Annotated in this window: 19 protein-coding genes, 1 other RNA gene and 1 CRISPR repeat array; of the genes, 2 read left to right on the top strand and 18 right to left on the bottom strand. The window is 66.5% G+C overall.

The features are described 5' to 3' along the window. The first annotated feature begins 11 nt into the window (after positions 1–11). Positions 12–764: a metallophosphoesterase gene (locus MARKY_RS07325; RefSeq protein WP_013704238.1), complete on the top strand. Its 753-nt coding sequence runs from the start codon at positions 12–14 to the stop codon at positions 762–764. 66 nt (positions 765–830) lie between these two features. Continuing rightward, positions 831–1,199 (top strand): response regulator, encoded by a 369-nt coding sequence (locus MARKY_RS07320; RefSeq protein WP_013704237.1) that lies wholly within the window; start codon positions 831–833, stop codon positions 1,197–1,199. A 254-nt stretch (positions 1,200–1,453) separates the two neighbouring features. After that, positions 1,454–3,302: a CRISPR direct-repeat array (repeat unit 30 nt; unit sequence GTTTTCACCGTTCCTTCTGGGATTTGAAAC). A 71-nt stretch (positions 3,303–3,373) separates the two neighbouring features. On the opposite strand, the gene ftsZ is transcribed toward MARKY_RS07320, so the two are convergent. The 18 genes from ftsZ to icd form a co-directional block, all read right to left on the bottom strand. Continuing rightward, on the bottom strand, positions 3,374–4,444 hold the full coding sequence (gene ftsZ / locus MARKY_RS07315; protein WP_013704236.1) for a cell division protein FtsZ: 1,071 nt from the start codon (positions 4,442–4,444) through the stop codon (positions 3,374–3,376). A 9-nt stretch (positions 4,445–4,453) separates the two neighbouring features. Beyond that, positions 4,454–5,701, bottom strand: coding sequence for a cell division protein FtsA (gene ftsA / locus MARKY_RS07310; RefSeq protein ID WP_013704235.1), 1,248 nt, complete (start codon positions 5,699–5,701; stop codon positions 4,454–4,456). Then, positions 5,698–6,288, bottom strand: a complete 591-nt coding sequence (locus MARKY_RS07305; protein ID WP_013704234.1) for an FtsQ-type POTRA domain-containing protein — start codon at positions 6,286–6,288, stop codon at positions 5,698–5,700. The genes ftsA and MARKY_RS07305 overlap by 4 nt, the downstream gene beginning before the upstream one ends. After that, a complete protein-coding gene (locus MARKY_RS07300) occupies positions 6,285–7,121 on the bottom strand; it encodes a UDP-N-acetylmuramate dehydrogenase (RefSeq protein ID WP_013704233.1) in 837 nt (278 codons plus the stop codon). Before MARKY_RS07300 ends, MARKY_RS07305 begins: the two co-directional genes overlap by 4 nt. Then, the gene (gene murC, locus MARKY_RS07295; RefSeq protein ID WP_013704232.1) at positions 7,118–8,476 is read right to left on the bottom strand and encodes a UDP-N-acetylmuramate--L-alanine ligase; all 1,359 of its coding nucleotides are present in this window, start codon (positions 8,474–8,476) and stop codon (positions 7,118–7,120) included. The genes MARKY_RS07300 and murC overlap by 4 nt, the downstream gene beginning before the upstream one ends. Beyond that, positions 8,473–9,513: an undecaprenyldiphospho-muramoylpentapeptide beta-N-acetylglucosaminyltransferase gene (murG, locus tag MARKY_RS07290; protein WP_013704231.1), complete on the bottom strand. Its 1,041-nt coding sequence runs from the start codon at positions 9,511–9,513 to the stop codon at positions 8,473–8,475. The genes murC and murG overlap by 4 nt, the downstream gene beginning before the upstream one ends. Further along, entirely contained in the window at positions 9,510–10,577 is a 1,068-nt protein-coding gene (locus MARKY_RS07285; protein ID WP_013704230.1) for an FtsW/RodA/SpoVE family cell cycle protein, read from the bottom strand. The genes murG and MARKY_RS07285 overlap by 4 nt, the downstream gene beginning before the upstream one ends. Continuing rightward, the gene (locus tag MARKY_RS07280; RefSeq protein ID WP_013704229.1) at positions 10,556–11,824 is read right to left on the bottom strand and encodes a Mur ligase family protein; all 1,269 of its coding nucleotides are present in this window, start codon (positions 11,822–11,824) and stop codon (positions 10,556–10,558) included. Before MARKY_RS07280 ends, MARKY_RS07285 begins: the two co-directional genes overlap by 22 nt. Continuing rightward, positions 11,821–12,684 carry a phospho-N-acetylmuramoyl-pentapeptide-transferase gene (locus tag MARKY_RS07275; RefSeq protein WP_013704228.1) on the bottom strand — a complete coding sequence of 288 codons (864 nt, stop codon included), beginning with the start codon at positions 12,682–12,684 and terminating at the stop codon, positions 11,821–11,823. The genes MARKY_RS07280 and MARKY_RS07275 overlap by 4 nt, the downstream gene beginning before the upstream one ends. Next, the gene (locus MARKY_RS07270) at positions 12,681–13,424 is read right to left on the bottom strand and encodes a hypothetical protein (protein ID WP_013704227.1); all 744 of its coding nucleotides are present in this window, start codon (positions 13,422–13,424) and stop codon (positions 12,681–12,683) included. Before MARKY_RS07270 ends, MARKY_RS07275 begins: the two co-directional genes overlap by 4 nt. Continuing rightward, positions 13,411–14,694 (bottom strand): UDP-N-acetylmuramoyl-tripeptide--D-alanyl-D-alanine ligase, encoded by a 1,284-nt coding sequence (locus MARKY_RS07265; protein ID WP_013704226.1) that lies wholly within the window; start codon positions 14,692–14,694, stop codon positions 13,411–13,413. Before MARKY_RS07265 ends, MARKY_RS07270 begins: the two co-directional genes overlap by 14 nt. A gap of 18 nt (positions 14,695–14,712) precedes the next feature. Further along, the gene (locus tag MARKY_RS07260; RefSeq protein WP_013704225.1) at positions 14,713–16,104 is read right to left on the bottom strand and encodes a peptidoglycan D,D-transpeptidase FtsI family protein; all 1,392 of its coding nucleotides are present in this window, start codon (positions 16,102–16,104) and stop codon (positions 14,713–14,715) included. Next, a complete protein-coding gene (locus tag MARKY_RS07255) occupies positions 16,101–16,349 on the bottom strand; it encodes a hypothetical protein (protein WP_013704224.1) in 249 nt (82 codons plus the stop codon). Before MARKY_RS07255 ends, MARKY_RS07260 begins: the two co-directional genes overlap by 4 nt. Beyond that, the gene (rsmH, locus tag MARKY_RS07250) at positions 16,346–17,191 is read right to left on the bottom strand and encodes a 16S rRNA (cytosine(1402)-N(4))-methyltransferase RsmH (RefSeq protein ID WP_013704223.1); all 846 of its coding nucleotides are present in this window, start codon (positions 17,189–17,191) and stop codon (positions 16,346–16,348) included. Before rsmH ends, MARKY_RS07255 begins: the two co-directional genes overlap by 4 nt. Beyond that, positions 17,188–17,616, bottom strand: coding sequence for a division/cell wall cluster transcriptional repressor MraZ (gene mraZ, locus MARKY_RS07245; RefSeq protein WP_013704222.1), 429 nt, complete (start codon positions 17,614–17,616; stop codon positions 17,188–17,190). Before mraZ ends, rsmH begins: the two co-directional genes overlap by 4 nt. Positions 17,617–17,896: 280 nt before the next feature. Further along, an RNA gene (gene rnpB, locus MARKY_RS11525) (RNase P RNA component class A) lies at positions 17,897–18,286 on the bottom strand. Between the two features lie 32 nt (positions 18,287–18,318). Continuing rightward, a complete protein-coding gene (locus MARKY_RS07240) occupies positions 18,319–18,870 on the bottom strand; it encodes an NUDIX hydrolase (protein WP_013704221.1) in 552 nt (183 codons plus the stop codon). Positions 18,871–18,934: 64 nt separating this feature from the next. Beyond that, positions 18,935–20,212, bottom strand: a complete 1,278-nt coding sequence (gene icd, locus MARKY_RS07235; RefSeq protein ID WP_013704220.1) for an NADP-dependent isocitrate dehydrogenase — start codon at positions 20,210–20,212, stop codon at positions 18,935–18,937. Between the last annotated feature and the right edge of the window lie 7 nt (positions 20,213–20,219).

Raw genomic sequence — 20,219 nt, 5'->3', positions numbered from 1 at the left:
CCCGGCATGGCATGAGGTGCGGCGTTGACCGCTTCCAACTCACGCGGCACACCCGGACACTAGCGGGACTTACGGCCCCAGTCCGGGTGGTGCACCTGAGCGACCTGCACTACGGGCCATGGATCCGCAAGGAATTAGTCACGCGTTGGGTGGAGGCGGCGCTTCGAGAAGCACCGGACCTGGTGGTCATTACCGGGGATTTTGTGGATGCCGGACTGCGGGACGGGATTGAGGGCCTCATACAGGCCCTCGATCCCTTACGCGCGCCTTTAGGGGTATGGGGCGTGTGGGGGAACCACGACCGCTCCCGCTTCAACCCCCTAGATCCTCTCCGGGAGGCCCTGGCCTTGGCTGGCGTAAGGATGCTGGAGAACCACGGCGTGCAGCTCAGGCCCGACCTCTTCCTCGCTGGTGTGGATGACCTGTGGCGAGGCCGGCCGGATCCTGAAGCGGCGCTGGCCGGATGGCGAGGAGGCGCGCGCCTCCTTCTCAGCCACAACCCAGATCTTTTAGCGGAGTTACGCACGCCGGTGGAGCTGGTGCTTTCCGGGCACACGCACGGCGGGCAGGTGTGCTTGCCGGGGATTGGAGCGATCCACACAGGCTCGCGCTACGGGCGCCGTTTCGTCGCGGGGTGGGTGGAGGCCCCGCAGCGAGCCTTCATCTCCCGCGGCCTTGGGGTGAGTGCCCTACCACTACGCTGGAACTGCCCCCCAGAGATCGCCGTGCATGAACTGGCACCGTGCCACCGCTCCCCCAAATAGGGGTAGGCCTCGCCTTCCCGACCACAGTACACTCCTTACCGGGATCTTCACGGGAAGGGTAAAGCCATGGGGAAACGTGTGTTATTGGTGGACGATGAACCGTTCGTGGGGCACCTGGTACGCAACCTACTCGTCCGTGATGGGTACGAGGTACTCGTGGCGCGGAACGGACGCGAAGCCCTGGACTGCCTCGAGCGCGGCACCGAGGTGCACTTGATCATCACCGACCTCGCCATGCCGGAACTGGACGGGTTTGGTTTGCTAGAGGCGCTGCGTGGAAAAAGCGTTCCCCCGGTCCTCGTGCTGACCGCCCGCGGGCACGTGGAAGACGAACGGCGGGCCCTAGACCTCGGCGCGGCCGGATTGATCACTAAACCCTTTTCGCGGGAGGGGTTGCTTGCCGCGGTGCGCATGCATCTTGAAGGCTCGAGCTGATTTTTCTTCCGGGGTTCGCTGCTTGATGTGTGGGGTTTGGATCAGGAGTAGGGGAGACGCTACGCGGATATTTTGACTTGGTATAAAATTTTTCTACCTCCGGTCGTGCTATAATCCCGGTAGGTTGATGCAAGCAACGCGCTCTCAACACAGCCCTTTCTTATCGCGCATTCTTTCCCAGATTGTATTCTGGGTTGCTCTTTGACAACAAAGACGCAAATCCACGAGAGCCCTTCTGTAGGGGATGTTATGGGGTTTTCACCGTTCCTTCTGGGATTTGAAATTCCAGCTGCCGCCCCTGCGGATCTCGATGACGTCCCCGGTTTTCACCGTTCCTTCTGGGATTTGAAACTTTTCCACGTGCACCACTCCCGTCGTCTGGGTTTGGGTTTTCACCGTTCCTTCTGGGATTTGAAATAGAGTTTCTCCAGATCCTGGGCCACCTCAAACCTCCTGGTTTTCACCGTTCCTTCTGGGATTTGAAATTCAGGCGGCCGAGCCGCTCCATCAGGTCTTCTGCAGGTTTTCACCGTTCCTTCTGGGATTTGAAATCGTCCTGGCCCCCACGGATGAATAAATAGACCAAGCGGTTTTCACCGTTCCTTCTGGGATTTGAAAGCGCTCCTCGGGGCTCAGGCGTCGCGCGCGCGTTCCGGGTTTTCACCGTTCCTTCTGGGATTTGAAAGCGAAAAAGCCGGTGAACTCCTGGGGCGCATCGCGTCGGTTTTCACCGTTCCTTCTGGGATTTGAAACCTCATCATTTTTCCGGGGGGTATACAAACTGAAACAGGTTTTCACCGTTCCTTCTGGGATTTGAAACTCGACGAGATCATTGAGGAGGCCTACCCTCAGGCGGCCCGGTTTTCACCGTTCCTTCTGGGATTTGAAAGTAAACCTCAAGAACGCCGTAGGGGGGACAAGATGAAGGTTTTCACCGTTCCTTCTGGGATTTGAAACCGCTACCCCGTAGGCTTTGGCTAGGTTGTCGAGCACGGTTTTCACCGTTCCTTCTGGGATTTGAAATCCCGAGTGCAGTTTCGTGATCCGGATTGGGCGGGGGGGTTTTCACCGTTCCTTCTGGGATTTGAAACAGGGGAGGGGAGGCCAAAAACAGAGATAGCACGGAGGTTTTCACCGTTCCTTCTGGGATTTGAAACGAATCATTCCGTGGTATGTGATCCTGGAGTTACTAGTTTTCACCGTTCCTTCTGGGATTTGAAACATCCAAACACAGGAACAACCCCTAACCGGAAAACCGGTTTTCACCGTTCCTTCTGGGATTTGAAATATCGCTCCCGGAGTTCCGGGAGCGGGAGTTCTTTCGGTTTTCACCGTTCCTTCTGGGATTTGAAACGTCAATGAAGCGCTGGAACGGGCTCGGGCTCTCGGGGGTTTTCACCGTTCCTTCTGGGATTTGAAACCCGCTCCCACGTAGCCCACACCGATCACGATCCGCAGGTTTTCACCGTTCCTTCTGGGATTTGAAACCTCCCTGGCCCACATATCCGCCTCACGCCGCGCCCGGGTTTTCACCGTTCCTTCTGGGATTTGAAACATGAAGCGGCGGCGCGGAGGTTGGAACCCGTTGCGGGCAGGTTTTCACCGTTCCTTCTGGGATTTGAAACTCCTGGACATGCTCGGCGTCGGCGAGGCGCTGGCCGCGGTTTTCACCGTTCCTTCTGGGATTTGAAACGCCAATACGTCCGCCCCCCCTGCCATGCCCTTGTGCAGGTTTTCACCGTTCCTTCTGGGATTTGAAACGTGACGGGGTGCCGCCTGCTCGTGATCAGCATTTCCGGGGTTTTCACCGTTCCTTCTGGGATTTGAAACTTCGCGCGGGGGGCGCTCACCGCTCACCGCGCTAAGGAGGTTTTCACCGTTCCTTCTGGGATTTGAAACTTCGCGCGGGGGGCGCTCACCGCTCACCGCGCTAAGGAGGTTTTCACCGTTCCTTCTGGGATTTGAAACTCCTCGAGCTCTTCAAGGACCGCTTTCGCGAACTCTGTTTTCACCGTTCCTTCTGGGATTTGAAACGGGACACCTCGAGTATAGAACAAACACCCCGCGTGTCTCGTTTTCACCGTTCCTTCTGGGATTTGAAATCCCTTCCTTCAACAACACTTAAAACCCCACCGCGGTTTTCGCTGCGGTGGGGCCTAAAAAGGAGCAGTAGCTTAGTTTCCGCGTTTAGGAGGGTAATCGCCGTCGCCGTAGCGGATAAAAGCGGGGATCTCGTAATTGGTAGGATCGATCGTTCCCTGGGGGGCGAAGTCCATGATGCGAGAGGTGTCCGAGGGGTAGACTGAAACCTGAGGCTCGTTGAAGCCCGCAGCGATCAAGATGACGCGCAGTTCGTCCGCCGCGCGCTCGTCATAGGTCACTCCATACAGGATATCCACGTCTTCGAAACCCGTAGCTTCCCGGACGTGCTCGACCACCTCCGAAGCTTCCATCAGGCTAAGTTCCTCGGAACCCACGACGTTCACCAGCAACCGGCGCGCCCCCTCGATCGTGCGGTCCAGGAGCGGGCTCGAGATCGCGGATTGCGCGGCCTGCGCGACGCGGTTCTCGCCGCGTCCCGCGCCGATCCCCATCAGGACCTGTCCCGCGCCGGAAAGCATGGTGCGCACGTCGGCGAAGTCCACGTTGATGAGGCCAGGGAGGTTGATCACGTCGGTGATGCCCTTCACGCCGTGGTACAGGACGCGGTCCGCGATCAAGAACGCGTCCTTGAGGGTCATTTTCTTGTCCACCGCGGACAGCAGCCGGTCGTTGTTCACCACGACCATGGCGTCCACGCGGTCCTTGAGCTTCTTGATGCCTTCCTCGGCGACCCGGAGCCGCTTGGGACCCTCGAAGGAGAAGGGGCGGGTGACGACCGCGATCGTGAGGGCGCCGAGGTCGCGAGCGATCTCGGCCACGACGGGCGCGCTCCCGGTTCCGGTGCCGCCCCCCATGCCGGCGGTGATGAAGACCAGGTCGGCCCCCTCCAGGTGCTCCGCGATCAGGTCGCGGTTCTCCTCAGCGGCCCGCTCTCCGATCTCGGGGTTCGCTCCAGCCCCCAGGCCCCGCGTGAGCTTATCCCCGATCTGGATGCGGATGTCCGCAAGGGACCGCGCCAGCACTTGCGCGTCGGTGTTGGCGGCGATGAACTCCACGCCGGAAAGTCCGGACTCGATCATGCGGTTGACCGCGTTGTTGCCCGCTCCGCCTAACCCGATAACTTTGATAACAGCCCCCTCCATCGTCCCTCCTCAGAAAAAGTCCTTAAAGATACCCTTGATCCGCTCCCATAGGTTGGTTTCCTGGGTGTCGCGCGAGCGTTTAGGCCGTGTCGGCAGAGGTGCTTCCCCGGCGACGGTATCCTCGAGCGCCCCGAACCGCACGAGTCCCACCGCGGTTGCGTGGGCGGGGGAAGAAACCACGTCCGTAAGGCCGGAGATGCCGCCGGGACGGCCCAACCGCACGGGCAGGTTGTATTGCTTGCGGGCGAGCTCCTCGATGCCGCGCATCAAGGCAGCCCCGCCGGTTAGGACCACCTTACTCACGGAAACCTCGAGCGGCCCCAGCACCTCGTCCACGCTCGAGCGCGCCAGGTGCAGGATCTCGCGTACACGAGGACGGATGATGCGAGCTAGTTCAGGGGCGGGAATCCCGCCCATGGGGTTACCCTCGTGGTTGATCTCGAGAACGAGGTCGGGATCCGCGAGTTCGGGGAGGGCCGCGCCGTACTTTTTCTTGACGCGCTCGGCTTCCTCGAAGGGAATCTTGAGGAGCTGCGCGATATCCCCGGTGATGTGGTCGCCGCCGAGCGGCACGACGGCGGAGTGCGCGAGGCGCCCCCCCCGGAAGACCGCGACGTCGGTCGTGCCGCCCCCGATATCGACCAGCATCACGGTCATGCCTAGCTCCTCGGGGCTCAGCACAGAAAGGCCCGAGGCGTACGATTGCAGTACCAGACCCTGCACACCGAGGCCGGCGGCCTCGACCGCGCGGCGCAGGTTCGCTAAAGGCCCTTTGCCGCCCGCCACAAGGTGCACGTCCACCTCGAGGCGTACCCCGGCCATTCCTACGGGGTCTCGGATGCCTTCCTGTCCGTCCACGCGGTACTCGAGCGGCAAAGCGTGAATGAGTTCGTGGTCTCCTTCGAAGGGGAAGGCTTTGGCTTGCTCGATCGCGCGTTCGACGTCGGCGGGGGTGATGCTGTGCCCGCGGCGGATCGCGGCGAGGCCGTGGCTGGTGACGCTGCGGATGTGCGCGCCGGCTACGCCTACGTAGACGCGCTCGGCGGGTACGCCCGCGACCCGTTCGGCGGCCCGCACGCTCGCGCGGATGGCCTCGGTGGTGCGTTCCAGGTTCACGACGACGCCGCGCTTTAAGCCTTGGGAGGGGACGGTGCCTTCCCCGATGATGTCTAGAACGCCGTCCGAGGCTAGTTCGCCGATCACGGTGCACACCTTTGTGGTCCCGACGTCCAGTCCAACGATGATCCGCTCACTCATCGGCGAAGGCTCACCCCCCAAGTGTACGCGTAGTACTCGGTGCTCGCGCTCATTCTTGCACGGTCCGCGACGGCCCGCAAGCTTCGGGCGTCGGGAGCCCAAAGCTTCCTTCCCTGCCAGTTTACGCTAAACCCCGCCGGGGTGTAGTGAATTGAGGTCGCGTCGGGGAAGAGCCGGACGATCTCCAGGGCTTCTCGGGTTCGGTCGGGCCCGAACCCTTGGATTTCCGGCCCTACGCGGGGAGCCCCGGGGAGGACGGTTCCGTCCCCTGCGAGGCCCAACCGTTCTTCCTTTCCCCGCACCAGCGTGGCGACGGGTACCCGTTCCGTGACCACTACCCGGACCACGCCGAGGGCCGGGCGTTCGATCCGCGCAGCTTTGACCCACGGATCGGCGCGCAACGCGCGGAGCTTGAAGGAGGTCGCCCACAACCAGGACTCCCCGGGATACAACCCCGTTAGGCGCTGCACCTCGGGTTTCGTGAGGTGCGCGGTCCCCACCACCTCTACCTTCTCGATGGGCAGGACGACCAGGCTCGCCACGTACGCCGTGGCCAGGGCAAGAACGGCCACCAACAAACGGCTCATTCGATCACCCCCCAGACCTCCCACTCCAGCTCGAGGGGGATCACGCTCCGGATCCGCTGCACGAGCCGCCACACGTCCCGCGCCGTGGCCCCGCCCAGGTTCACGATGAAGTTTCCGTGCTCCAGGCTCACCATGGCTTGCCCTTCGCGCAGGCCCTTGAGGCCGTGCACGTCGATGAGGCGGCCTGCTGAGTCCCCCGGAGGGTTCTTGAAGGCGCACCCCGCGCTTTTCTTTTTGGGTTGTCCCTTGCGCGCTTGGTCCACGAGGGCCATCTTTTCCCGCACGGCCTTGGGCGTGGATGGGGTGAGGCGGAACCGGACGCGGGTCACGATCCCGCCGGGAGGCAGGTGGCTCGTGCGGTACGCGAAACCCAGCTCCTCCGGCCGGTAGTGGCGGAGCTGGCCGTCGTGGAACACCTCGACGACCTCGAGGGCATCCGCGATCTCCCCGTAACGCGTGCCCGCGTTCATGCGCACCGCGCCGCCGACCGTGGCGGGAATGCCGAGGAGGCCCTCGAGGCCTGAGAGCCCTTTGCGGGCAGCTTCTTGCACCAGCAGGGGCAGCATCGCGCCTGCGCCGATCCAGCCGGTGATGTACGCCCCGTTTCGGGGGGTGAGGTTCAGGTCCCACGCGGTGAAAACCCCGCCGAGCTTGATCACTCGTTCCGGCACCCCCTGGTCGGAGACCAGGAGGTTCGAGCCGTTCCCCAGGACGCGGTACGGGGCTTGGGCGGCTTCCTTAAGGTCCTCGGGGGTCTCGACCGTCCACAGCTCGGCTGGTCCCCCCACGCCCAGGGTGGTGTACCCTTTGAGCTGGACGGTTTCGACCCTCATGCGCCCTCCCCAGTTCGGGCGAGCTCCACCCCGAGCCGCCACACGTCCCCCGCGCCCATCGTGAGGATCAGGTCGTTCGCGCGGGCGCTTTCCGTGAGGTAGGCCTGTGCCTCGTCCCACTCCATGAACCGGGCCGGGTGCCCTAGGGCCTGAAGCCGCTCTGCGATGAGGCGGCCCGAAACCCCCTCGATCGGGGCTTCCCCCGCGGCGTACACCTCGAGCACCACGGCTTCGTCCGCGAGCTGGAGGGCTTCAGCGAAGCGCTCCCACATCTGTAGGGTGCGGAGGTACCGGTGCGGTTGGAACACCACCCGCACCCGCCGGCCCGTGGCGCGCGCGGCCTGTAGGGTGGCCGCGACCTCCGTCGGGTGGTGCGCGTAATCGTCCACCACCCAGGCCCCGTTGATCTCCCCAACGCGCTCGAACCGCCGGTGCGCGCCGCGAAACTCGGCCAGCGCAGCGAAGACGGCCTCCAGATCCAGCCCCTCGAGCGCGCTTACGGCGATCACGCCGAGCGCGTTCATCACGTTGTGGAGTCCCAACACCCTAAGCCGCGCCTCCCCCAGCACCGTGCCGTCCCACACGACGCGAAAGCGGCTGCCTTCGGGGGAGAGGTCCACCGCTTCGGCGCGGAACGCGCCGTGCTCGAGGCCGAACCCGACGCGCTCGAGCCCGGCCGTGACCTCCTCGAGGAGGGGCCAGTCCGCGTTGTACACCACGTGGCCAGCGCGCTGGGCGAAGCGGCGGGTGGCTTGGATGAGGGCCTCGAAGCTCTCGTGGTAGTTCTGGCGGGTTTGGCCCGGCGCGGCTACGTGGTCGTCCTCGAGGTTGGTGAGGAGGGCGGTGTTGACCTGGAGGTGTTGGAAGAGAGGGTCGGACTCGTCTACTTCGGCGATCCGGTAGGGGCCCTCGCCGTACCGGGCGTTGCCGCCGAGGTCCGCGACCTCGCCGCCGACGAGGACCATGGGGTCTTTCCCCGCGCGGATGAAGGCGGCGCCTAGCATGCTGGTCGTGGTGGTTTTGCCGTGGGTGCCGGTCACGCCGATCGAGCGTCCACGTGCGAGGATCTCCCCCAGCAGCTCGATGCGGCGCAGGACCGGGATGCCCCGCGCCCGGGCCGCTGCGAGCTCGGGGTGATGGTCGGGGATCGCCGTCGAGGCCACGAGGACGTCCACGCCCTCGAGGTGGTCCGGGCTGTGCCCCCTAAGGATCAGGGCCCCGTCCCCTTCCAGGCGGTAGGCGAGCTCGGACGGGGCGAGGTCGCACCCGGTGACCCGATGCCCGTTGCGCAGCAGCAACCAAGCGAGTGCGCTCATGCTTACGCCGGAGATGCCCATGAAGTGGTAGTGCTTCACCGTACAACCTCCAGAACGAGGCGGGCCGTGCGGTCGGCGGCCCCCTCGGGACTTAGCGTGGCCAGGGCCCGGCGCATCTCGGCCCGCCGGGCCGGGTCGAGCAGCGGGGCTAGAGCGTCGTGAAACCGCTCCCAGTTTCCCTGGTCCAGCATACGCGCTGCGCCGCGTTCTTGGTAGAGACGGGCGTTGGCGCGCTGCGCGCCGCTGTCGATCTCCGGGGGGAGGGGAACCAGCAGGAGGGGCACCCGGTGGTAGGCGGCTTCCGCTAGGGTCATGGCTCCCGCGCGGGTGATGGCGATCTCAGCCGCGGCCCAGGCGAGGGTGGTGTCCACGAACCCCGCCAGGTGGTAGTGCGGGTGCCGCACGCGGCCTTGGGTTTCCTCGAGCCAGCGTTCCCCGGTCTGGTGCAGGACCTGCCACGTCTCGAGGTACGGTTCGAGCAGGCCGGGCAGGGCTTCGTTCAGGACTTTGGAGCCCTGGCTGCCCCCCAAGACGAGCAGGGTGGGGCGGTCCGGCTCGAGGCCTAGCGCGTGGCGTGCTTCTTGCGGGTCGTGCCGCACCTCGCGCACGGGCAGGCCCACCACCTCGGCCTTCGCGGGGGCGCTGGGGATCGGCATCGCGAGGGCGAGCCGCCGGGCGTGGGGAGCGAGCCAGCGGTTCGCGAGGCCCATGCGCGCGTTTTGCTCGTGCACGACGAGGGGCACGCCGGCGCGTGCGGCGACGAACGCGAAGGGGAAGGCGGCGTACCCCCCGGTGGCCAGCACCGCGTCGGGCCGGAGCTCCCGAAGCAAGGACCGGGCTTCGAGAAGTCCCCGGATGACCTTGAACGCTTCTCCAGGCCGGAAGGCAGTCCGGTCGAACTTGCCTGCCGTGAGGCCGTGGAAGCGGAGGCCGTGCTTAGGGACCAGGCGAGCCTCGAGGCCCGTGCGGCTACCTACGTAGTGCACCTCGTGCCCGAGTTCGGCGAGGCGCGCGCCGACCGCGATCGCGGGGAAGATGTGCCCGCCGGTGCCGCCGCCGGTGACGACGAACCTCATGATGCCCTCCTTTGCTTTCGCGTCGGGGGGGTGCGCAGCGCGGCGCGTGCGGTGCTGTGAAGCAACCCGAACGCGATTCCGGTAGCGACGGTAGCGCTGCCCCCGTAACTCACGAAGGGCAGGGCGACGCCGGTAACGGGCAGGAAGCCTAGGGTCACTCCGATGTTGATCGCGGCTTGGACGGTGATGACCGCGGTGAGGCCCAGCGCGAGGACGCTGACCGCGCCGTGGCTGTGCGCGGCGATCTGCATGCCTCGCGCGAAGATCAGCCCGTACGTGAGGACCAGCACCGCAGCGGCGAGCCATCCCCCGCTAAACGCGATGGCGGCGAAGATCATGTCGTTGTGGCCTGCGGGCACGAAAGGCATGGGGCCGCCAGGGCCTTGCCCGAAGAGGCCGCCTTGCAGTACGGCCTCGAGGGCCTGGTTGGTCTGGAACCCTTCGGCTTGAGGGTCTGCGGTCTGGTTTAGCTGCGCGAGGAAGCTTAAAAAGCGTTCTTTTACGTAGCGGAAGCGCGAGAGGTACAGTCCTTGCAAGCTCACCGCGAGCACCGAGGTAAACAATCCGATCGCGATGAGGCGACGCCAGGGTACGCCGATCACGAGCAGGAGGAAGATCGCGATGAACAGGTGGAACACCGCGGTGGAGAAGTCCGGCTCGAGGGCGATCAGCCCGACCGCGAGCCCTACCGCGAGGATCGGGCCGATCACCGGGTAGTCCGGGCCGTGCTGATCGAAGAAACTCGCGAGGTACGCGACCATGGCGAGCTTCATGAGCTCGGAGGGCTGGAAGGCGATGCCGCCGAGGTACAGCCAGCGGCGCACCCCTTCCGGCCCCTCCCCCCAGATCAGCACCGCGATGAGTAGGACCAGGACGAGCAGGTAGAAGGGGCGAGCCAGGCGCACCACCAGCTTGGGGGAGACGAGGGCCGCGGCGACGGTCACTAGGAGAGCCACCCCGATCCGGAGGGCGTGTTCCTGGAATAGTTCCGGAGCCGCGGTGACCACACCCAGGAGCGAGAACCCGACGAGGAGGAGCTGAGCTAGGGCGAGGAGGGGGTCCACGCCGCACCTCCTATCCGCTGGGCTGCTTCACGAAACGCGCGGCTGCGCGCCTTGTAATCCGCGAACTGGTCGAACGACGCTGCGAGGGGAGCCAGGAGAACGCTCCCGTGCTGGATCCGGGCCAGCGCCTCCGCGATGGCCCGTTCGAGGGCTGTGTTGCCGTCGGTTTCGGAGATCTCGACGACTTCCACCAGGTCGCGGAAGGCTCGAGCCATTTGGGGACCGTCCCGGCCGATCGCGAGCAGGACGCGCACCTTCCGCGCCACGAGGGGCCGCAGGTCCTCCAGGGCCGCGCCCTTGCTCACGCCCCCCAGGATCCACGCGATGGGGGCTGGCGCCGCAGCGAGCGCGGCTTGCACGGCCAAGGTCCGCGTGGCGATCGAGTCGTCAATAAAAACCACCTCACCCACCCGTCCGAAGGTTTCGAACCGCCCTGGAAGCGAGGGGGCCGTGGCTAGAGCGGCGCGGAGCCGGGCCTCGTCGACCTCGAGGCCCACCCCCTCCAGGTAGGCGCGCGCCGCCCAGTAGGCGGCCTCGAGGTTGGTTTCGCGGGGGGTGGGGCCGGGGGTGAAGGGGTAGAGTCGGGCCGGGGTGCGGTGCGCTGCTTGGCGCACGCGGGGATCCGCAGCGTTGTAGACCAGGGCGTCTTGGTCCGTGAGGTTCTTGAGGAGGTTCAGCTTGGCTTGGTGGTACGCCTCGGGGGTGCGGTGTCGGTCCAGGTGGTCCACCCCCAGGTTGAGGAGGACCGCGACCCTAGGGGCAAAATGCACGACGCGCTCGAGTTGGAAGCTGGAGAGCTCGACCACGGCGACCTCGGCGTCCTCCACCACGTCCACTAAGGGCGGGTCCAGGTTACCTCCGGCGACGGCCCGGAGGCCGGAGGCACGGAGGAGGTGCGCGGTGAAGAGGGTGGTGGAGCCTTTGCCGGCGGTGCCGGTCACGCCGATCAGGGGGGTGGGGACGTGGCGGTAGGCGAGCTCGGCCTCGCCGATCACCTCGGCGCCGCCCTCGCGGAGGCGCTGGAGGAGGGGGTGATCGATCGGCACGCCGGGCGCCGCGATGACCTCGCGGTACGCGCCGGGCTTGGGGTCCGGGTCCTCCAGGAACCCAAGGGCTCGGGCGGCCTCGAGGTCCTGGGGGCGGGGGTGTTCGTCGTGGAAGCGGGCGGGAAGGCCGCGCCGCGCGAGGAAGCGCAGCACGCCGAGGCCGCTGCGCCCGAGGCCGAAGACGAGGCGTGGGGTGCTCATACGCCCCCCCAAAGGCCCGCTGCGAGCGCGGTGGCGAGCGCGGTGAGGACCGCGAAGCGGAAGACGATCTTGGGTTCTTCCCACCCGGAGAGCTCGAAGTGGTGGTGCAGGGGGCTCATCTTGAGGATGCGGCGGCCGGTGCGGCGGAAGTACACGACCTGCACCACGACCGAGAGGACCTCGAGGACCGGCACGATCGCTGCGAGCGGCAGGTACCAGAGCTTGCCCTCCAGGATGAACACGCCCGCGATCAAGGCGCCCAGGAGCTGGCTGCCCGCGTCCCCCATGAAGATCTTGGCTTTGGGGGCGTTGTGCCACAAGAAGCCCAGGAGCGCGCCGATGAAGCTCTGGGCGAGGATGGTGTGGCTGAAGGGCAGCAGAAGCACGACGGAGACGGTGGCCGCAAGGCCGTCGAGCCCGTCGGTGAAGTTCAGGGCGTTCGCTGCACCCACCACGGCGAGGACGATCAATACGAAATCCAGCGCTGGATACGGGGTGTATGAAACCTCGCGGAGCGCGTACGCGGCGAACACGGCGGCCATCATGAACTGTAGGGGGAGTTTCTCCCGGGCCTTTAGGGGGCGGCCCCAAAGCCCGCCCAGGTCGTCCGCCAGTCCGAGCAGGCCGTACCCCATGGCGAGCAGCCAGACCGAGCGCAGGCCGTCGTCGGGGGTGAGGAGGTAGACCAGCGTAGCCGCGAGCGTGAAGGCCACCCCGCCCATGCTGGAGGTGCCGGCCTTCTCCAGGTGCGCTTTGGGGCCTTCGGCCCGCACAGCCTTACCCCACCGGAGGCTGCGCATCAGGCTCACCTGCATCCCCACGAGAAACCAGCTCAGCGCGAGTGCCGTTGCGATGCTCATCGTTCCTCCAGCGAAAGCGACAACCGGATGACTCGGTTCCCGGCGAGGAGCCACACCCCGGACGCGTCCACGGCCAAAGCGTCAAAGGTCCCCTCGAGCCGGTCGAGCTCGAGCCCTTCGGGACTCAGCCGCACCACGCCCTCCGGGGTCAGGAGGTACAGGTCCTCCGCCAGTCCGGCGGCCCGCCACCCTGCGGGAAGGGGGAAGGTCAGGCCGTCCGGGAAGCGGTAGGCCGTCTCCCCAAGCGCGAAGACGAAACGGTCGTTCCCTGCGACAGCCCGAAAGGCGCCCTGAACGAGCCGGGCGCGTCCGCGCCAGAACCCTTCCCGCCCCACCCAGAACACCCCGTCCTCTCGCCGTACGGCGTCTTGGGCTGGGAGTTCGAGCAAGCCCCGCTCAGGAACGAACAGGCCCTGCTCGAGCCCCACCACGAGGGCGGGGCGGGCCCGCACGAAGCGAGGCACGCCCGGCAGGGGCAGCGCCTCGACGAGCTGACCCTCCCGGTACGCGAGGAGCTGGAACGGGTAGGCCGCGTACAGCGTGCCTCCCGAGCGATCGGCCGCGAGGGGTGGGCCGGCGAGGGGAAAGGTGAGGCGCTCGAGGACCGCCCAGCCGCCCTCGATCCGCCCGCCGGGCACGAGCAGGGAGGGGGCGGTGGGCTGGGTGAGGCTCGGTGCGCAGGCCCCGAGCGCGAGGCCGAGCCCCGCGAGGATCACCCGTGCGCCCTCACGCATCCTCATCCCACCCCTCCAGTACGCGTTCGAGGCCTACGGCTCGCGAGGCTTTGAGGTAGATGACGTCCCCGGGGCGCACTTGTGCTTTTAGGGCTTGGCGTGCGGTCTCGGCGTCCGTGACGGCGAGGGCGCCCTCGAAGAGGCGGGCCATTTGCGGGGCGTACTCCCCGACGAAAACGGCGCGTTGCGCGACGCGAGCTGCGAGGCGAGCCGCTTCCAGGTGGTAGGCCTCGGCTTGGGGGCCGAGTTCCTTCATGGTGCCGAGCACGACGATCTTACGGCCGGGGAAGCGGTCGAGGCTCTCCAGGCCGGCGCGGACCGAGGCGGGGTTCGCGTTGTAAGCATCGTGGATGAAGAGAACGCCGCCGCGCCGCACGAGGTGCATGCGCCCTGGGGGAAGGCGCAGGGCCTCGAGGTGTTGGCAAACCTGGTCGAGGTCCTGCCCGAGCACCTCGGCGACGGCCAGAGCGGCGAGGGCTCCCAGGGCGGGGCCGTACCCGGGGTAGGGGAGGTGGAGGGTGCGCTGACCGTAGCGGAATCGGGTGCCTTCGGGGGTGATCGTGAGGTCGCGCCCTTGGAAGGTGCCTTCCTCGAACCCGTAGGTTCGCACCTCGGGCAGGGAGAGGTAGCGTGCGGCTTGGGTGGACGCGATCCGTACCCTGCTGGCTTGGAGGAGCTGGCTTTTTTCGCGGGCCACGACCTCGAGGCTGCCGAGCGCTTCGAGGTGAGCCGGGGCGATCGCGGTGAGTACTCCTATGGTGGGCTGGGCGAGGAAGACCAGTTCCTGCATCTCACCGACGCGGTCGATGCCGAGCTCGACGACGGCTCCGGGAGCCTGGGGGGGGAGGTGCAGGAAGAATCGGGCGAGGGCCGGCGGGGTGTTCAGGTTGCCTTCGGGAGCGGGCCAGGCGAGGCCTTGCGCGAGGGCTTCCTTGGTGGTGGTTTTCCCTACGCTGCCCGTGACGCCCACGACCGGGCCGGGAAACCGGTCCCTGAGCGCGCGTCCGAGGCGCAATAGGGCCTGCCAGGGGTCCTGGACCTGCACCGCCTTGGGGTGGGGGCGGTCGGTCAACACGAACGCCGCGCCGCGCGCTACGGCGTCTTCGATGAAGGCATTGCCGTGGGTGCGGGTGCCGGGGAGTGCGACGAAGGCCGCGCCTGGGGTGACCTGGCGGGAGTCCCAGACCAGATCTCGAGCCGCTTCGGCGGCGGGGGCGGCCACGCCGGCGGTGTGCGCGGCGGCCCAGTTCGGGTCGATCCGCGGTTCATGCATCATATGCACACCATGCACAACTTACTCACCGTTCACCAGTTTACCCCGTTCGGGGGGGATCCCCCAATAGGCCAGGAGGCCCTCCGCCAACGCCCGGTAGATGGGAGCCGCGACCCGCGAGCCGTAGATCGAGGTGCGGGGGTGGTACAGCACGACCACGACCGTGGCGCGCGGCCGATCCGCCGGAACGAACCCCGCATAGAGCGCGGTGAACACCTCCCGCGAGTACCGCCCATCCACCGCAACCTGCGCCGTTCCGGTCTTACCGCCCAGCACATACCCCTCGAGCCGTGCGAGCGGCGCGTTGTAGGCGCTCAACACCTCCCGCAAGGCACGGGCCACCTCCGGCTGGAAGACTCGAGCCGTTTGCGGCGCGCCCGCGGGCTCGAACAGGCTGGGGCGCACGAACACCCCGTCGTTCGCGATCGCGTTGAACGCCGCCGCCAGGTGCAGTGGCGTGATCGCAAGCCCCTGACCGAAGGTGGCGTTCGCGAACTCCACCGGCCCCCAGGACTCCGGCCCGTTCACTAGAGGGCGTTCGACGTAGAGGGGCGTGAGCAGGTCAGGGTCCGTGAGGTGCAGCCGCTCAAAATACCGGTAGAGCGTCTCGGGCTCGAGGGCCTCCGCTAGTGTACTGATCCCTACGTTCGAGGAGTAGGCCAGCACCTCAGCCAGCGTCAGCGTTTCGGGGTGGCGCACCACGTCGCGGATCACGGCGTCCGCCACCTTGCGCTGCATGGGGGCCTCGACCCGGGTCTCGAGGGTGGCTTTTCCTTCCTCGAGCAACGCGGCTGCGGTGATGACCTTGAGCGTGGAGCCCGGCTCGATCAAGTACCGGAAGGCGTAGTTCAAAAGCCGCGGGTCGTTCCCCGGTTGTCCCCGTTTCGTGGCGGGGTCGAACGCGGGCGCGTTCGCGACCGCCAGCAACCGCCCGGTTTGGGTTTCCATCACTACGACGCTACCCCATTCCGCTTCGGCGGCCGCGACGCCTGCCCACAAGGCCCGCTCCGCCAGGGCCTGTACGACCGGGTCCAGCGTGAGGTACACGTCCTGGCCGGCGGCGAGCTTGTTTTCCGCGAAGCGCTCTACGCCCTCGAGGCCCGCGCCGTACACCACCCGGTTCTGCGTCCGGTCCCGGAAGCGTTCGGTGTACCCGATCACCTGCCCGGCCGAGGCGCCGAGGGGGTAGAGGCGTTCGCCGGTGGGTAGGCTGATGGCGAGGGGGGTGCCGTCCGCCGCGCGGATCGCGCCGCGCGTGGGGGGCGGGGCGGGCGGCGGGGCGATGTGCGGCCAGATGGACGGAAGGACGCGGACCTCCTGAACGATGCCCAACACCCCCCAGGCTAAAAGCCCCAACCACCCGGCCAGCGAAGCGATGACCACCCAGACGCGTTGTACGCCTACGGTGCTCACGGTTCCCACCGCCCTACGCTCATGGGGATGAACCCTTGGGCTTCAGCCCAGGCCAGGATCACGGCGGGCGAGAGGGCTTGGGCGCGTGCGGCCTCGAGCGCTTTTAAGCGCGCGGCGAGGGCCTGGCGCTGCGCTTGAAGCGCTTCTAGGCGTTCCGCCTCCGCCTGGCTTACGAACCCCGTGACCGCGACCAGGATGAGCCCCAGGGCGTACAGGAACCCCCAGCGCAAGGCCGTGCGCTTCATACCCGCACCCCCCCGCGCAGCTTGGCGCTGCGGGCCCTGGGGTTCGTAGCCCGCTCCGCATCGCTGGGCGTGATGGGTTTTTTCGTGAGGACCTGAAACCGCGCGTCTTCCTTGAGAAAGCGTTTGACGATGCGGTCCTCGAGCGAGTGAAAGCTGATCACTGCCAGCCGCCCGCCGGGCTTGAGGACGCGCGCGGCGGCTTCTAAGAAGGCTTCCAGGGCGCCCAGCTCGTCGTTCACGTAGATCCTAAGAGCTTGGAAGGTCTTGCGGGCAGGGTGCCCCGCGCCGCGCCAGCCCACGGCCTGGCGCACCACCTCGGCGAGCTGCGTCGTGGTGCGGATCGGTTGCTGCTCGCGCACTTCCGCGATCCGGCGGGCGATCCGCCAGGCGCGCGGTTCCTCGCCGAAGGTGCGGAGGATGCGGGCGAGCTCCTCGACCGGGTAGGTGTTCACCACATCCGCCGCCGTGGGGCCTTCCCCGCTCATGCGCATGTCCAGGGGGCCTTCGTGACGGTAGCTAAAACCCCGCTCGGGATTGTCGAAGTGGTAGCTCGAGACGCCCAGGTCGGCCAGCACGCCGTCCACCTCGGCGACGCCCAGCTCGTTGAGGTGGGCCTCGAGGTGGCGGAAGTTCCCCTCAACAAGCGTCAGGCCGTCCAGGCGCAGGGCCCGAACCCGAGCGATCGCCTCCGGGTCTTGGTCGAACCCGATGACCTGGCCGCCGCGCTCGAGGATGCCGCGCGTGTGCCCCGCGCCGCCGAGGGTGGCGTCAACGTAGAGGCCGCCGCGTTGGACGGCTAAGAGCTCCAGCGTTTCGTGGTACAGCACGGGTACGTGACTCATCCGGTGAGACTCCTCAAGGCTTCAGGCGCGGGCGGGTTCTGCATGACGTTCTGGATGGCTTCCCACCACCGCGCTTCGCTCCAGATTTCCAGGCGGTTCGGGGCGCCGGCGATGATCACGTCGTTTTCCAGGCCGGCGAACTGGCGTAGGGTGGGAGGGATTAACACGCGCCCCTGGTTGTCCAGCCGGGTTTTGTAGGCGCCGGAGTAGAAGAAGCGCACGAAGGCGCGGGACTCGGCGTCCGTGAGGGAGAGGCCGACGAGCTGCTCCTCGATCTTGCGCCAGTTCGCCAGGGGGAAGACGTACAGGCAGCCCTCCATCCCGCGGGTGAGGACCAGGCCGTCCTCGATGAACTCCCGGAAAGGGGCCGGGATCACCACCCGCCCCTTGTCGTCCAGGCTGTACTGATACTCACCGAACGGCATTCCCCACTGTCTCCCACCGCGGTGCAGCTTGAATAGCCGACGTCCGAACCCTGACCTTCCCTTACCTAACGAGGCCTTGCTTCAAAAATCAGTCTACCACGTTTCCCCCACGATCTACCACCGTATCCCACTTCCCTCCCACTCCTTTCCCACCTTAGCGTATGACGAGAGGGATTAAATAGGAAATTTGCCCCCACGGACACAGCAGAAACGAGGCGTGGGAGGATGAGAACGGTCTTGGGGTGGGGGAGACACAGCAAAGACCCCACCCACGGGTGGGGTCTTGGGAAGGGGTGTAAGCCGGGTTCTGTACCCCTTGCGGGGCCACGGTCATCTCTCTGGGACCGGTGTCGCCACCGGCCTCGAGCGGCCAACCCGCAGGTTCTCTCGGGCCGGGCAAGCCCTCCCTGCCTACTTGGCCTTGCACCGGGTGGGGTTTACCGAGCCGCCCCGGTCTCCCGGGACGCTGGTGGGCTCTTACCCCACCGTTTCACCCTTGCCTCCATGACACCTGGGGAACCCCAGGCCGGATCGGCGGTCTGTTCTCTGTGGCACTTTCCGTCGCCTTACGGCGCCCAGGCGTTACCTGGCACCCTGCCCTCCGGTGCCCGGACTTTCCTCACCGCCTCAGCCCCAAGGGGGCAGGCGGCGCGACCGTGCCCCCTTCCCGCTCCTTATTCTAGCGAAGGGTCCGGAGCTTGTCTAACCGAGCAGCCCTTGGGCCCGCAGGTGACGCTCAGCGTAAAAGAGGGTCAGGGCGGTGGCCGCGTCCTCGATCTCTCCAGCCTCGAGCCGCTGGTACGCCTCAACGAGCGGGAGCTCGAGGGTCTCGATCAACTCTCCGTCCTCGAGGGTGGGGGGTTGCACCTGCCGAGCGCCGAAGGCCACGAAGGGGCGGAAGACCACCGCGGTGAAGGAGGGCTGCGGATGGAAGGGAGGCAAGGGGGTGAGGGTATCCACGGCCGCGCCCACCTCTTCCAGCACCTCTCGCCGCGCGGCAGCCTCCGGGGTTTCCCCTGGGTCTACCTTGCCGGCGGGCACCTCGACGAGGAAACGGCCCGTGGGGTGGCGGTACTGGCGGATGAACAGGCCCGTACCCTGAGGGGTGACGGGGAGCACGAACACCGCCTCGACGGGGCCGGGGCGGTACACGTACTCCAGCTCCTTCCCGGTGTGCGTTCGGACCCGTTCGCGGACGATGTGCACCGGGTGGGTGATCAGGTCCTCTATGCTGAGGCGCTTCCAGGGACGCATGCGGCCTCCTTTGAGGAAGGCCACCCCGCCCTTGGGAGCGGGGTGGCCTGGGGTAGGGGGGGGATTAACCCATGTTCTCGATCAAGGCCTGACCGAACTCGCTGGTCTTGAGGAGGGTGGCCGGCTTGCCTTCGGCGACGAGGAGGCGGTGGAAGTCGTAGGTGACGCGGCCCTGCTGGATCGTGCGGTTCATGGCCTGGATGATCAGGTCCGCGGCCTCGTGCCAGCCGAGGTGGCGCAGCATCATCTCGCCGGAGAGGATGACCGAGGAGGGGTTGACCTTGTCCTGGCCGGCGTACTTGGGTGCGGTGCCATGCGTGGCCTCGAAGATCGCCCGGCCGGTCTTGTAGTTGATGTTCGCGCCGGGGGCGATGCCGATCCCGCCTACCTGCGCGGCGAGGGCGTCGGAGAGGTAGTCGCCGTTCAGGTTCAGCGTGGCGATCACGCTGTACTCGGCGGGACGGGTGAGGACCTGCTGCAGCATCGCGTCCGCGATCACGTCCTTCACGACGATCTCCTTGCCGGTCTTGGGGTTCTTCAGGACGTGCCAGGGACCGCCGTCGAGGGGCTCGGCCCCAAAGCGCTCCCGCGCAACCTCGTACCCCCAGTCGCGGAACGCGCCCTCGGTGAACTTCATGATGTTGCCCTTATGCACGAGGGTGACGCTGGGCAGGTCGTTGTCAATCGCGTACTGGATCGCGGCCTCCACCAGGCGTTTCGTGCCCTCCTCGCTCACGGGCTTGATTCCGATGCCCGAGGTCTCGGGGAAGCGGATCTTCTGGTAGGCTTCCGGGAAGTGCTCGCGGAGCAGGCTCAGGAACTTCTTGACCTCCTCGCTGCCCTTCTTCCACTCGATCCCTGCGTAGATGTCCTCCGTGTTCTCCCGGAAGACCACCATGTTCACGAGCTCCGGGTGCCGCACCGGGCTGGGCACGCCCGTAAAGTGCCGCACCGGCCGCACGCACGCGTACAGGTCTAGCTTCTGGCGCAGGGCCACGTTGATCGAGCGGATCCCGGTCCCGACCGGCGTGGTGAGCGGACCCTTGATCGCGATCACGTACTCGTCGATGGCCTCGAGGGTTTCCTCAGGGAGCCAGACCTCCTCGCCGTAGACCCGATTGGCCTTTTCCCCAGCGTACACCTCCATCCAGGCGATCCGCCGTCGGCCCCCGTACGCCCGTTCTACGGCAGCGTCCAGGACCGGCTGGGCGGCTCTCCAGATATCGGGGCCGGTCCCGTCGCCCTCGATGAAGGCGATGATGGGCTGATCCGGGACGTTGAGTTTACCGTTTTCGAGCGTGATCTTGTCGCCCTCAGGAACTCGAATCTTCTGGTACGCCATGTGTGCA

The organism is Marinithermus hydrothermalis DSM 14884 (genome assembly GCF_000195335.1).
GTDB lineage: Bacteria > Deinococcota > Deinococci > Deinococcales > Marinithermaceae > Marinithermus > Marinithermus hydrothermalis.
The sequence above is the reverse complement of the archived record's forward strand: the minus strand, read 5'-3'. Positions and strand labels throughout refer to the sequence as shown.

Coding starts and splice junctions, on each gene's coding strand:
- MARKY_RS07240 (WP_013704221.1), bottom strand. CDS start 18,870: ATGCGTCCCTGGAAGCGCCTCAGCATAGAGGACCTGATCACCCACCCG.
- mraZ (WP_013704222.1), bottom strand. CDS start 17,616: ATGCCGTTCGGTGAGTATCAGTACAGCCTGGACGACAAGGGGCGGGTG.
- MARKY_RS07270 (WP_013704227.1), bottom strand. CDS start 13,424: ATGAGGATGCGTGAGGGCGCACGGGTGATCCTCGCGGGGCTCGGCCTC.
- ftsA (WP_013704235.1), bottom strand. CDS start 5,701: ATGAGTGAGCGGATCATCGTTGGACTGGACGTCGGGACCACAAAGGTG.
- MARKY_RS07300 (WP_013704233.1), bottom strand. CDS start 7,121: ATGAGGGTCGAAACCGTCCAGCTCAAAGGGTACACCACCCTGGGCGTG.
- MARKY_RS07320 (WP_013704237.1), top strand. CDS start 831: ATGGGGAAACGTGTGTTATTGGTGGACGATGAACCGTTCGTGGGGCAC.
- MARKY_RS07280 (WP_013704229.1), bottom strand. CDS start 11,824: ATGAGCACCCCACGCCTCGTCTTCGGCCTCGGGCGCAGCGGCCTCGGC.
- MARKY_RS07265 (WP_013704226.1), bottom strand. CDS start 14,694: ATGATGCATGAACCGCGGATCGACCCGAACTGGGCCGCCGCGCACACC.
- icd (WP_013704220.1), bottom strand. CDS start 20,212: ATGGCGTACCAGAAGATTCGAGTTCCTGAGGGCGACAAGATCACGCTC.
- MARKY_RS07275 (WP_013704228.1), bottom strand. CDS start 12,684: ATGAGCATCGCAACGGCACTCGCGCTGAGCTGGTTTCTCGTGGGGATG.
- MARKY_RS07305 (WP_013704234.1), bottom strand. CDS start 6,288: ATGAGCCGTTTGTTGGTGGCCGTTCTTGCCCTGGCCACGGCGTACGTG.
- rsmH (WP_013704223.1), bottom strand. CDS start 17,191: ATGAGTCACGTACCCGTGCTGTACCACGAAACGCTGGAGCTCTTAGCC.
- ftsZ (WP_013704236.1), bottom strand. CDS start 4,444: ATGGAGGGGGCTGTTATCAAAGTTATCGGGTTAGGCGGAGCGGGCAAC.
- murG (WP_013704231.1), bottom strand. CDS start 9,513: ATGAGGTTCGTCGTCACCGGCGGCGGCACCGGCGGGCACATCTTCCCC.
- MARKY_RS07255 (WP_013704224.1), bottom strand. CDS start 16,349: ATGAAGCGCACGGCCTTGCGCTGGGGGTTCCTGTACGCCCTGGGGCTC.
- MARKY_RS07325 (WP_013704238.1), top strand. CDS start 12: ATGAGGTGCGGCGTTGACCGCTTCCAACTCACGCGGCACACCCGGACA.